This is a genomic window from Pseudomonas sp. Marseille-Q0931 (genome assembly GCF_940789645.1).
GTDB lineage: Bacteria > Pseudomonadota > Gammaproteobacteria > Pseudomonadales > Pseudomonadaceae > Aquipseudomonas.
The window spans coordinates 1-12096 of sequence record NZ_CALNWT010000002.1; the positions used below are offsets into that span (position 1 = coordinate 1).

The 12096-nt window shown below is 64.5% G+C and carries 14 protein-coding genes; 9 read left to right on the forward strand and 5 right to left on the reverse strand.

The features are described 5' to 3' along the window. Positions 1–70 precede the first annotated feature (70 nt). The 9 genes from urtB (at position 71) to ureC (ending at position 8461) form a co-directional block, all read left to right on the forward strand. A complete protein-coding gene (gene urtB, locus P3C50_RS06375; RefSeq protein ID WP_275545711.1) occupies positions 71–1639 on the forward strand; it encodes an urea ABC transporter permease subunit UrtB in 1569 nt (522 codons plus the stop codon). After that, positions 1639–2730 (forward strand): urea ABC transporter permease subunit UrtC, encoded by a 1092-nt coding sequence (urtC, locus tag P3C50_RS06380; RefSeq protein WP_275545351.1) that lies wholly within the window; start codon positions 1639–1641, stop codon positions 2728–2730. The genes urtB and urtC overlap by 1 nt, the downstream gene beginning before the upstream one ends. Continuing rightward, positions 2727–3569 carry an urea ABC transporter ATP-binding protein UrtD gene (urtD, locus tag P3C50_RS06385; RefSeq protein WP_275545352.1) on the forward strand — a complete coding sequence of 281 codons (843 nt, stop codon included), beginning with the start codon at positions 2727–2729 and terminating at the stop codon, positions 3567–3569. Before urtC ends, urtD begins: the two co-directional genes overlap by 4 nt. 212 nt (positions 3570–3781) lie before the next feature. Then, positions 3782–4480, forward strand: coding sequence for an urea ABC transporter ATP-binding subunit UrtE (gene urtE / locus P3C50_RS06390; RefSeq protein WP_275545353.1), 699 nt, complete (start codon positions 3782–3784; stop codon positions 4478–4480). A 142-nt stretch (positions 4481–4622) separates the two neighbouring features. Further along, positions 4623–5459 (forward strand): urease accessory protein UreD, encoded by an 837-nt coding sequence (locus P3C50_RS06395; RefSeq protein ID WP_275545354.1) that lies wholly within the window; start codon positions 4623–4625, stop codon positions 5457–5459. A 42-nt stretch (positions 5460–5501) separates the two neighbouring features. Continuing rightward, complete coding sequence (gene ureA, locus P3C50_RS06400) at positions 5502–5804, forward strand: urease subunit gamma (RefSeq protein WP_275545355.1); 303 nt, start codon at positions 5502–5504, stop codon at positions 5802–5804. Between the two features lie 2 nt (positions 5805–5806). Then, positions 5807–6307 carry a GNAT family N-acetyltransferase gene (locus P3C50_RS06405; protein WP_275545356.1) on the forward strand — a complete coding sequence of 167 codons (501 nt, stop codon included), beginning with the start codon at positions 5807–5809 and terminating at the stop codon, positions 6305–6307. Between the two features lie 7 nt (positions 6308–6314). Beyond that, a complete protein-coding gene (locus P3C50_RS06410; RefSeq protein ID WP_197857109.1) occupies positions 6315–6623 on the forward strand; it encodes an urease subunit beta in 309 nt (102 codons plus the stop codon). A gap of 137 nt (positions 6624–6760) precedes the next feature. After that, positions 6761–8461 carry an urease subunit alpha gene (gene ureC, locus P3C50_RS06415; protein ID WP_275545357.1) on the forward strand — a complete coding sequence of 567 codons (1701 nt, stop codon included), beginning with the start codon at positions 6761–6763 and terminating at the stop codon, positions 8459–8461. Positions 8462–8545: 84 nt separating this feature from the next. On the opposite strand, the gene P3C50_RS06420 is transcribed toward ureC, so the two are convergent. The 5 genes from P3C50_RS06420 to P3C50_RS06440 form a co-directional block, all read right to left on the reverse strand. Then, on the reverse strand, positions 8546–9040 hold the full coding sequence (locus P3C50_RS06420; protein WP_343252187.1) for an REP-associated tyrosine transposase: 495 nt from the start codon (positions 9038–9040) through the stop codon (positions 8546–8548). 154 nt (positions 9041–9194) lie between these two features. Beyond that, positions 9195–9638, reverse strand: a complete 444-nt coding sequence (locus P3C50_RS06425) for a hemerythrin domain-containing protein (RefSeq protein ID WP_275545359.1) — start codon at positions 9636–9638, stop codon at positions 9195–9197. A 75-nt stretch (positions 9639–9713) separates the two neighbouring features. Further along, positions 9714–9980: a DksA/TraR family C4-type zinc finger protein gene (locus P3C50_RS06430; RefSeq protein WP_197857106.1), complete on the reverse strand. Its 267-nt coding sequence runs from the start codon at positions 9978–9980 to the stop codon at positions 9714–9716. Between the two features lie 69 nt (positions 9981–10049). Further along, complete coding sequence (locus tag P3C50_RS06435) at positions 10050–10913, reverse strand: isocitrate lyase/PEP mutase family protein (protein WP_275545712.1); 864 nt, start codon at positions 10911–10913, stop codon at positions 10050–10052. Between the two features lie 137 nt (positions 10914–11050). Then, a complete protein-coding gene (locus P3C50_RS06440; RefSeq protein WP_275545360.1) occupies positions 11051–12052 on the reverse strand; it encodes a type II secretion system F family protein in 1002 nt (333 codons plus the stop codon). Positions 12053–12096: the final 44 nt, after the last annotated feature.

Sequence of the window (12096 nt, forward strand, 5' to 3'; positions counted from 1 at the left end):
CCGCCGTAGCCCGGATGCAATCCGGGAAGCTCGCCCCGGACGTCATCCGGGCTACGCCAAGGACACCCTTATGCCCACTGCCCTTACCCGAATTCTCCTAAGCCTGCTGCTTTTGCTGCCACTGGCGGCGAACGCTGGCGAGGCCGACGATTTCGTCGCCGCCAATGCCAGCAAGCAGGCCAAGCTGTTGCAGGACTGGGCCGCCGCGCCCAGCCCCGAACGTATGCCACTGCTGCAAGCCCTGCAGCAGGGCCGCGTCGGCGGCGATACCGACAAACGCGCCTTCATCGAACAGGACGGCGCCTGGCAGGCCGCTGATGGCGACGCCGAAGCCAATGGCACGCCACGCAAACTGCGTCTGAACAACCGCCTGCGCGGTCTGATCGGCTTCGCCGTGGCCAGCCATCAGTTGCTCGACAACGACGCACACGTGCGCCTCGAGGCTGCCCGGCAACTGCAGCGCAACACACCGCCGGCTCTGCTGCCGCTGCTCGAGAGCCGAATGAGCATCGAAGCGGACGAAGCCGTGCAGGACGCCATCACCCTGGCCCTGGCCAATCTGCAGCTAAGCGACGCCAACCCCGCAGTGCGCCTGGCGGCTGTGGAGCGCCTGGGCAAGACCGGCGACCCGCTTGCCCGCACCCGCTTGCAAAGCCTGCTCGATGGCGAAGAAAGCGATGCCAGCGTGCGCGCCGCTGCCGAGCAGAGCCTGGCCCAGGTGAAGAACAAACTGCTGATCGGTGAACTGCTCGGTCAGGCCTTCAGTGGCCTGTCGCTGGGTTCGATCCTGCTGCTCGCCGCCCTCGGTCTAGCCATCACCTTCGGCCTGCTCGGGGTGATCAACATGGCCCACGGCGAGATGCTGATGCTCGGCGCCTACACCACCTATGTGGTGCAGCTGAGCTTCCAGCGCCTGGCCCCCGAATACCTCACGCTCTACCCGCTGGCCGCGCTGCCGATCGCCTTTCTGGTCACCGCCTGCATCGGTATGGCGCTGGAGCGCACGGTGATCCGCCATCTCTACGGCCGCCCGCTGGAAACCCTGCTGGCCACCTGGGGTATCAGCCTGATCCTCATTCAACTGGTGCGCGTCACCTTCGGCGCGCAGAACGTCGAAGTGGCCAACCCGGCCTGGCTGTCCGGCGGCGTGCAGGTGCTGCCGAACCTGGTGCTGCCGTACAACCGCATCGTCATCATCGGCTTCGCCCTGTTCGTCGTGGTCCTGACCTGGTTGCTGCTGAACAAGACGCGCCTGGGCCTCAACGTGCGCGCGGTAACCCAGAACCGCAACATGGCCGCCTGCTGCGGAGTGCCCACCGGCCGCGTGGACATGCTGGCTTTCGGCCTCGGCTCAGGGATAGCTGGCCTAGGCGGCGTGGCCCTGAGCCAGATCGGCAACGTCGGTCCGGACCTAGGCCAGAGCTACATCATCGACTCCTTCCTGGTGGTGGTACTCGGCGGCGTCGGCCAACTGGCCGGTAGCGTGCTGGCCGCCTTCGGCCTCGGCGTGGTGAACAAGTTCCTCGAGCCGCAGATCGGTGCCGTGCTCGGCAAGATCCTCATCCTCGCGCTGATCATCCTGTTCATCCAGAAACGCCCGCAAGGCCTCTTCGCTCTCAAAGGACGGGTGATCGACTGATGACCATGCCACTGAACCAAACCGTTCTCGCTCGCGCCACAGCCAAGCTCGGCCCGCAGGTTTCGCTGGCCATCGGCCTGCTGGTGCTGGCCGTGCTGATCGCCATGCCGCTGCTACACCTATTGCCGGCCGACCACGCCCTGCACGTCTCGGCCTACAGCCTGACGTTGGTGGGCAAGATTCTCTGCTACGCCATCGTCGCCCTGGCGCTGGACCTGGTCTGGGGCTACGCCGGCATGCTGTCGCTGGGCCATGGCCTGTTCTTCGCCCTCGGCGGTTATGCCATGGGCATGTACCTGATGCGCCAGTCGGCGGGCGACGGGCTGCCGGCCTTCATGAGCTTCCTGGCCTGGAGCGAACTGCCCTGGTACTGGTACGGCACCTCCAGCTTCCTCTGGGCCATGTGCCTGGTGGTACTGGCGCCTGGCCTGCTGGCCCTGGTGTTCGGCTTCTTCGCCTTCCGCTCGCGAATCAAGGGCGTGTACTTCTCGATCATGACCCAGGCACTGACCTTCGCCGGCATGCTCTTGTTCTTCCGCAACGAAACCGGCTTCGGCGGCAACAACGGCTTTACCGGTTTCACCCGCATCCTCGGCTTCGACATCACCGCGCAGAGCACTCGCGCCGCGCTGTTCTTCGCCACCGTGGTGCTGCTGGTGGGCAGCCTGTACCTGGGCTTTCGCCTGGCGCGCAGCAAGTTCGGCCGCGTGCTCACCGCTCTGCGTGACGCCGAGAACCGCCTGATGTTCTGCGGCTACGACCCACGCGGCTACAAGCTGTTTATCTGGGTGCTCTCCGCGGTGCTGTGCGGGTTGGCCGGCGCGCTGTACGTGCCGCAGGTGGGCATCATCAACCCCAGCGAAATGGCGCCGACCCAGTCCATCGAAGCGGCCGTGTGGGTCGCCCTGGGCGGTCGCGGCACGCTGATCGGCCCGCTGCTCGGCGCCGGCCTGGTCAACGGCATGAAGAGCTGGTTCACCGTGGCCTTCCCGGAATACTGGCTGTTCGCCCTGGGTGCGCTGTTTATCGTCGTCACCCTGTATCTACCGCGTGGCGTGGTGGGCTTGCTGCGCAAGGAGAAGGATCAATGAAAGCCACTCCGGTATCTGAAACCATGCTCGAAGCCGCTCTAGACCCCACCGGCCTGGCGCTGGACACCGGCAAGAACGTCGGCAAGGGCGTCAACGTTCGCCACGGCACTATCCTCACTCTGGAAGACATCAACGTCAGCTTCGACGGTTTTCGCGCGCTGACCAACCTGACCCTGTACATCGGCGTCGGCGAGCTGCGCTGCATCATCGGCCCCAACGGCGCCGGCAAGACCACCATGATGGACGTGATCACCGGCAAGACACGCCCGGACAACGGCGTGGCCTACTTCGGTGAGCAGTACGACCTGACCAGCATGAGCGAAGTGCAGATCGCCCAGGCCGGCATTGGCCGCAAGTTCCAGAAGCCGACGGTGTTCGAAGCGCTGACGGTGTTCGAAAACCTGGAGCTGGCACAGAAGACCAACAAGTCGGTATGGGCCAGCCTGCGCGCCAGGCTCAGTGGCGAGCAGAAGGATCGCATTGAGGAAGTGCTGACCACCATTCGCCTGGAAGCCTCGCGCAACCGCCCGGCTGGCCTGCTCTCCCACGGCCAGAAGCAGTTCCTCGAGATCGGCATGCTGCTGATGCAGGAGCCGCACCTGCTGCTGCTCGACGAACCGGTGGCCGGCATGACCGACGCCGAGACCGAGTTCACCGCCGAGCTGTTCAAGTCGCTAGCACGCAAGCACTCGCTGATGGTGGTTGAGCACGACATGGGCTTCGTCGGCTCCATCGCCGATCACGTCACCGTACTGCACCAGGGCAGCGTGCTGGCCGAAGGCTCGCTGGAGCAGGTACAGAACGACGAGCGGGTGATTGAGGTTTATCTGGGGCGCTGAGCCAACGCTCTCTGATTCGCGGCTGAAGCCGCTCCTACGAGACATCCATCATGCCTGTAGGAGCGGCTTCAGCCGCGAAGAAAATTGATGGTTTCCACTGCGAGACGGCATAGCGCCCGCGCGGGAACCCTTCCCGGAACGCGCCGCGTTCCAACGACGCGGAGCGTCGTCAGTTGCATACCCACGCAGAGCGTGGGCACGAGAGGTACGTCATGCTGCAAGTCCAACAACTCCACCAGTATTACGGCGGCAGCCACATCCTCCGTGGCCTGTCGTTCGACGTGAAGGTCGGCGAAGTCACCTGCCTGCTCGGCCGCAACGGCGTGGGCAAAACCACCCTGCTCAAATGTCTGATGGGCCTGATCCCGGCCAAGGACGGCAACGTGCAATGGGAAGGCAAGCCCATCACCGGCTTCAAACCGCACCAACGCGTACACGCCGGCATCGCCTATGTGCCGCAGGGCCGCGAGATTTTCGGCCGCCTGACGGTGGAAGAGAACCTGCTGATGGGGCTGTCACGCTTTCCCGGCAGCCAGGCCAAGACCGTGCCCGAGTTCGTCTACGAGCTGTTCCCCGTACTGCGCGAGATGAAGCATCGCCGTGGCGGCGACCTGTCCGGCGGCCAGCAGCAACAGCTGGCCATCGGCCGCGCACTGGCCAGCCAGCCGCGCCTGCTGATCCTCGACGAACCCACCGAAGGCATCCAGCCCTCGGTGATCAAGGAGATCGGCGCGGTGATCAAGAAGCTCGCCGCCCGTGGCGACATGGCCATTCTGCTGGTGGAGCAGTTCTACGACTTCGCTGCCGAGCTGGCCGACCAGTACCTGGTGATGAGCCGTGGCGAGATCGTCCAGCACGGCCGTGGCGAGAACATGGAAGCCGAAGGTGTGCGCGGGCTGGTGGCCATCTGAAGGTCGCTCGCCTGTGGGAGGAGCTTTAGCCGCGACGGCTCCTGGCGCTGCATGCCTGCGGGCAACCACGCACCGAATTGGTTCAGGGCACGCCTCTTGCTTGCCCACTCGGTCAACTATCCTGCGGAACCGCTGCCTTAACATGAATCTGCCTGCCGCCCTGTTCACGCCAAGCTGGCCTGCCGAGCTGGAGCTGGCTTACGCGCGCCACGGCGAACGCACCACGCCAGTGCGCAGGCGCCACCTTGGCCCTCTAAGGGTGCAGAAGCACCTGTATGCCGAAGGACCGGAGGTGTGCCAGCACATCATCGTCCACCCGCCCGGCGGCATCGCCGGTGGTGACATCCTGGATATCTCGGCCCATGCGGGCGAGAACACTTGGGTGCAACTCACCAGCCCCGGCGCGGCCAAGTGGTACCGCGCGGCCGGTGTCGCCCGGCAGGATCTGCGCCTGCGTGTCGACGCTGGCGCCACCCTGGAATGGCTACCGCAGGAAACCATCCTCTATGCCGGCGCCCAGGCCGAACTGCACACGCAGATCGAGCTGCACGGCGATGCTCGTCTGTTCTACTGGGACATCGTTGCTCTCGGCCGCCCCGCCGCCGACGAGCGCTTTGCCAGCGGCCATTTTCAGGCTGCGCTGGATATCCGTCGCGACGGCAAACTGCTCTGGCACGAGCGCCAGCGCGTGATCGGCGGCGACGGCCTGCTCGACTCACCCATTGGCCTGGACGGCCAGCCGGTGTTCGCCACACTACTGGTCAGCGGTGAAGTGGAAGGCGACCTGCTGGAGCGCTGCCGCGAGCTAAGGATCGACGGCGTACGCGGTGACCTCAGCCAGCTCGCGGGCCTGCTGGTCGCGCGCTGCCTGGCCAGTGAAGCGCTCAAGGCGCGTGCCTGGCTGATCGAACTCTGGCGCCTGCTGCGTCCGGCGCTGCTGGGGCGTGAAGCAGTGCCACCCCGAATCTGGAATACCTGAGGCGGAGGCTGCCTGCAGTCTCCCCATGAACTGGAGCGAACGATGGATCTGAGTCCACGCGAGAAAGACAAGCTGCTGATCTTCACCGCCGGCCTGGTGGCCGAGCGCCGCCTGGCGCGCGGGGTGAAGCTGAACTACCCGGAAGCCATGGCCTACATCTCCGCCGCGCTGCTCGAAGGCGCGCGCGACGGCCAGACCGTCGCCGAGTTGATGCACCTCGGCACCACCCTGCTAGCCCGTGATCAGGTGATGGAGGGCGTGCCGGAGATGATCCCGGAAATCCAGATCGAAGCCACCTTCCCCGACGGCACCAAGCTGGTGACCGTACACCAACCGATTGCATAACCATGAGCTACGAAATAGCGAACGCCAGTGAAGCCGACCTGCCCGGCATCCTCGCCATCTACAACGACGCGGTGCAGCACACCACGGCGATCTGGAACGAGACCCTGGTGGACCTGGCCAACCGTCGCGCCTGGCTGACCGAACGCACGGCAGCGGGCTTTCCCGTGCTGGTGGCGCGCGATACCAGCGGCGAGGTGATCGGCTACGCCAGCTACGGTACCTGGCGCAGCATCGAGGGCTTTCGCCACACCATCGAGCATTCGGTCTACGTGCGTAGCGATCAACGTGGCCAAGGGCTCGGCCCGGCGCTGATGCAGGCACTGATCGAACGCGCCCGCGCAGCCGGCCTGCACGTCATGGTCGCCGCCATCGAGTCGGAGAACGCCGCCTCGATCCGCCTGCACCAGCGCCTCGGCTTCGTCACCACTGGGCAAATGCCCCAGGTCGGCCGCAAGTTCGGCCGCTGGCTGGATCTGACCTTTATGCAACTGACTCTGGAGTGAGCAGCCCATGATTCCCGGCGAATACCAGATTGCCGATGGCGAGATCGAGCTCAATGCCGGCCGCCGCACCCTGACCCTCTCCGTGGCCAACAGTGGCGACCGGCCGATCCAGGTGGGCTCGCACTACCACTTCTTCGAGACCAACGACGCCCTGCTGTTCGACCGCGCCGCCGCACGCGGCATGCGCCTGAATATTCCGGCCGGCACTGCGGTGCGCTTCGAACCCGGGCAGAGCCGTGATGTGGAGCTGGTCGAGCTGAGCGGTGCGCGCCGGGTGTTCGGCTTCGCCGGCCGAGTAATGGGCGACCTGGATTGAGGTGACTCTTGTAGGAGCGGCTTTAGCCGCGATAACTATTTCGCGGCTAAAGCCGCTCCTACAAAAGAACCACAGCGCCTAATCCCCTGACAGACAGAAAAATACGCGCCAGCCTTCGCGCCACAAGGGAAGCGAATATGAAAATCAGCAGACAAGCCTATGCCGACATGTTCGGTCCCACCGTCGGCGACAAGGTGCGCCTGGCCGATACCGACCTGTGGATCGAAGTCGAAAAGGACTTCACCACCTACGGTGAAGAAGTGAAATTCGGCGGCGGCAAGGTGATCCGCGACGGCATGGGCCAGGGCCAGCTGTGCGCCGCCGACGTGGTCGACACCCTGATCACCAACGCGCTGATCATCGACCACTGGGGCATCATCAAGGCCGACGTCGGCCTCAAGGACGGACGCATCGCCGCCATCGGCAAGGCCGGCAACCCGGATATCCAGCCGGACGTGACCATCGCCATCGGTGCCGGCACCGAGGTGATCGCTGGCGAAGGCATGATCCTCACCGCTGGTGGCATCGACACCCATATCCACTTCATCTGCCCACAGCAGATTGAAGAGGCGCTGATGAGCGGCGTCACCACCATGATCGGTGGCGGCACCGGCCCGGCCACCGGCACCAACGCCACAACCTGCACTTCCGGCCCATGGCACATGGCGCGCATGCTGCAGGCCGCCGATGCCTTCCCGATGAACCTGGGCTTTACCGGCAAAGGCAACGCCTCGCTGCCGGAGCCGCTGATCGAGCAGGTCAAGGCCGGCGCCATCGGTCTGAAGCTGCACGAGGACTGGGGCACCACCCCGGCGGCCATCGACAACTGCCTGAGCGTGGCCGACGAATACGACGTGCAGGTGGCGATCCACACCGACACCCTGAACGAGTCCGGCTTCGTCGAGACTACCCTCGGCGCATTCAAGGGCCGCACCATCCACACCTACCACACCGAGGGTGCCGGCGGCGGCCACGCCCCGGACATCATCAAGGCCTGCGGCTTCCCCAACGTGCTGCCGTCCTCGACCAACCCGACCCGGCCGTTCACCAAGAACACCATCGACGAGCACCTGGACATGCTCATGGTCTGCCATCACCTCGACCCGAGCATCGCCGAGGACGTGGCCTTTGCCGAGAGCCGCATCCGCCGCGAAACCATCGCTGCCGAAGACATCCTCCACGACCTGGGCGCGTTTTCCATGATCAGCTCCGACAGCCAGGCCATGGGCCGCGTCGGCGAGGTAATCACGCGCACCTGGCAGACCGCCGACAAGATGAAGCAGCAGCGCGGCCCGCTGCCCGAGGACGCCCCCGGCAACGACAACTTCCGCGCCAAGCGCTATATCGCCAAATACACCATCAACCCGGCCATCACCCACGGCATCAGCCACGAGGTGGGCTCGATCGAAGTGGGCAAGTGGGCGGATCTGGTGCTCTGGCGCCCGGCCTTCTTCGGCGTGAAGCCGACGCTGATCCTCAAGGGCGGCGCCATTGCCGCCAGCCTGATGGGCGACGCCAACGCCTCGATCCCGACGCCGCAGCCGGTGCACTACCGGCCGATGTTCGCCAGTTACGCCGGCAGCCGGCATGCCACCAGCATCACCTTCATCAGCCAGGCGGCGTTCGACGCCGGCGTGCCCGAGCAGCTTGGGCTGAAGAAGAAGATCGGCGTAGTCAAAGGCTGCCGCGAAGTGCAGAAGAACGACCTGATCCACAACGGCTACCTGCCGAACATCGAGGTCGATCCGCAGAACTATCAGGTCAAGGCTGACGGCCAGTTGCTCTGGTGCGAGCCAGCCGAAGTGCTACCGATGGCGCAGCGGTATTTTCTGTTCTGACATCCCTGGCGGGTTTCACCCGCCCTACCGGATAGGCGATTGCCCCGCCTGTGGCAACCTGTAGGGCGGGTGCAACCCGCCAATTCATTCGCCGGCACCCAAATCATCGATGCTTGTATCCCCACCCCAATCCACGGGGTAAACCCCTACCTTCACCCAGCGGTGAAACGACGACCAAGGCCAGTCCCGCACACGCGTGACCAAACCGTGCTTGAGCGGGTTGCCGTGCAGGTAGTCGAAATGCCGCGCGTAGTCGCGCTCGTCACGAATCAGATGCTCCCAGAAGCGCTGCTGCCATAACGAGCCTTGCCCCTTCACCCGGCGCCGCTCGCTCATCAGGTCGTCGCGCAGGTAAGCGCTGCCGCAAGCATGGGTGACATGCCGCTTGATCAATCGCCAACGATTGGAGAAATCCCTGTCACCGGGCGGCAGGCGCCAGATGGCATGCAGATGATCGGGCAACAATACCCAGGCGTCGATTGCGAAGGGCTGGCTCAGGCGCACCGTCTCGATTGCTTCGCGCAAGGCCTGGCGGATATCGGGGCGGGTGAGAATTGGCTGGCGCCGCTCGCTGACCAGCGTGAAAAAAAAGTGCCGCCAGGAACGGCGGCGCGGCGGTAGTCAGGCATGGCAACGTCCTTGTTGCAGATAGTCGATGGCGGGTTTCACCCGCCCTACGGATCATGGGTAGGGCGGGTGCAACCCACCATTGCAATACAGACTAGCTAAAACATCAGGACGCCTGTTTCATCTCGTCGTAGGCGCTGAGATAGTCGCCGGCCAGTTGCTGCTTCTCCTTGTCGCGTAGCAGCTTGCCGGCCATCTGGAAGAAGGTGTGTTCTTCTTCCTTGAGGTGATGCTCGACCTTTTCCGCCAGCGCCTTGGCTTGCGCTAGCCAGCTGGGGCTGCTGGGGTCGGTTTCCTCCAGGCCCTCGACCATTTCATCCATCTCGTGATGCTCGGCGATGGCGTGGCGTGACAGATCGACGCCCGCATCCTGCTGCATCAGGGGGATGTAGAAATGACGCTCTTCGGCCACCGAATGCACGGCCAGCTCGTGCTTGAGCTGAGAGAACAAGGCGTGGCGCTCGGCGCTGTCGCCCTGGGTGGCGATCAGTTTATGCGCCAGTTCGCGCTGGATGTCGTGGCTGATGCGTAAGGCTTCGAAAATCGTCATGCAGGCACCTCTTCCTGAGTCACGGTTGTAGTAGCACTAGACCATCAGGACTCGTAGAGGTGCCGTACCGCTTGTTCAACGCAACTGGCTGTCCTTGCTGCCCCGGCGGTTATAACCGCTATAGGCGGCGTTTTCCCGGTCGTGCTCGGCCTGGCACTTGACGCAAAGGCGCACGCCGGGAATCGCCTGGCGACGAGCCTCGGGAATGGGCGCATCGCATTCTTCGCAGTGACGCAGGCTTTCGCCTTTCGGCAGCTGGCTGCGCGCACGCGAGACGGCGTCCTCGATGCTGCTGTCGATCTGTTCCTGAACTGCGTCGTCGCTTGCCCAACCACCTGCCATGCTCCACCTCCTCGCGTTCCCTGGACAGATATGCGCCCGGGAGACGCGAAGTGCAAGTGCAGCCTGTCGCTACTCGCGGACTTCCATGAACTCCTTGGCCCAGCGGATGTAATCCTCGGGCATGGTGTACTTGTGGGTCAGCTCGGTGGCGTTGAGGTCGCATTGCTGCGCGCCGCGCTGTTCGCGCAGACAATCGTAAGTGGCCTTGATCGCGGCGAAGTAGGCGGCGTGGCCGTTGACCACGATGCGTACGCCGAGCCGGGCCAGACGCTGGTTGTCGCGCAGCTCGGGGTTACCGTAGGTGACCAGCATCAGCGGCACCTTGAGGCCAGAGGCGATTTGCTCCAGATGGGCAAAATCCTTGACCCCGACCAGGCAGATACCATCGGCGCCAGCCGCCTCGTAGGCGCGGGTGCGACGGATCACTTCGTCCACATCCAGCACACCGGCATGGGTGCGGGCGATGATCGCCAGCTCCGGGTCGACGCGTGCTTCCAGCGCCGCGAGGATCTTGCCGACGCCCTCCTCGATGGAAATCAGGTCGGTGGATTTGCGGCCGAACTGGGCCGGCAGCAGCGTATCCTCGATGGTCAGCGCGGCAACGCCGGCACGCTCCAGCTCGACCACGGTACGCATCACGTTGAGCGCGTTGCCATAGCCGTGGTCGGCGTCGGCGATCACCGGCAAACGTGAGACACGGCCGATGCGCGTGGCCTGCTCGACGAACTCGCTAAGAGTGATCAGGGCGAAGTCCGGCGCGCCGAGCACCTGCAGAGAGGCGACGGAGCCGCCAAGGATGCCGACTTCGAAGTCGAGATCGGCGGCAATACGGGCGGACATGGGGTCGAAGACCGAAGCGGTGTGGTAGCAGCGGTCGGAAGCGAGCAGTGCACGAAAGGCGCTGCGTAGCTCATGGTGGGATGCACGTTGCAGGATGGGCATGGGGCGTATTCCAAAGTCGGTTGAATCGCTTTTTTCTCGTTTTAGTAATGGCGTAGACGTGACCAATGCTAGCGCAAGGCACTTGCTGCCAGCTTTCAGACGGCTCGCCGTGGTCAATGACCAGCAATTTATCGGCCAGCCAGCTCCGCGGGCAGCGCCGGAAAGAAGCCGCCGCCGGTCAGCAGGCCGTATGCCATCCAGATGGCGACGGCCAGATAGAACAGCCGTGGCGCCCAGCTCGCCAGCATCTGCTGGCTCGCGGCCAGCTGCTGCGCCTGCAGGCGGGCGAAACGCAGCAATGCCTCGCCCGGGCGGCCGGTCGCTTCACCGGTATTAAGCACGCCGATCAGCATGGCTTTGCCGGGAAAGTTCAGCGCATCGAAGGCACGCACCAGCGACTGCCCGGCGGCGACTCGCGGCGCCAGGCTGGCGAAATCCCGCCGTAGCCTTATGCTGCTCACCGTATTACAGGCGCGTGGCAAGGCGTCGAGCACGGGCATGCCGGCCTCCAGCAACAGCCCGAGGCTATCGCAGAAATTTCGCAGGTCCGCGCGGCGCTGCAGGCTGCCGAGCACTGGCAGGGCCAGCAGCAGATCGTCAAAAGAGCCCGGTTGATCGGCTCGCCGCTGCTGCCAGCGGCGCCACAGTGCTCGAGCACCAAACAGCAATATCGATAGCCACAATACGGGTAGCAGCACGGCCGCGAGGTAGCCGGCGACACTCAGGTTTCCAGCGACCAAGGCGGGCAAGGGTTTGACCGCCAGCGCCAGCATCAACACGCCGGCGGGCAGCAGCAAACGTGAGACGAGTTCGGCGGCGTGGCGTGCCTGCTCATCGTAACGCTGCGCCAATTGCTCGTAGATATGCGCCAACGCGCCGGCCTCCTGCGCAGCGCGCACCAAGCCGCTTTCCAATGGCGTGAACACGCCAGTCAACTGGCTGGAAGTCGCCAGGTCGCGTCCGTTGCCAACCATCTGTCGCAAGCGCTTCACGGCGGCTTCATGGCGCACACCGAGATCCAGGCTGGCCAGCGCTCGATCGATGGGCACGCCCGCCCGTTCCATCGCCCCCAGGTGAGCGAACAATCCGGCGCGGCTGCGTAGATCGAGAGTGACATTGGGACGCGACATGATCGGGCTCGGTGAATTGCAGCGTTCAGGTTAACCAGTCGCCA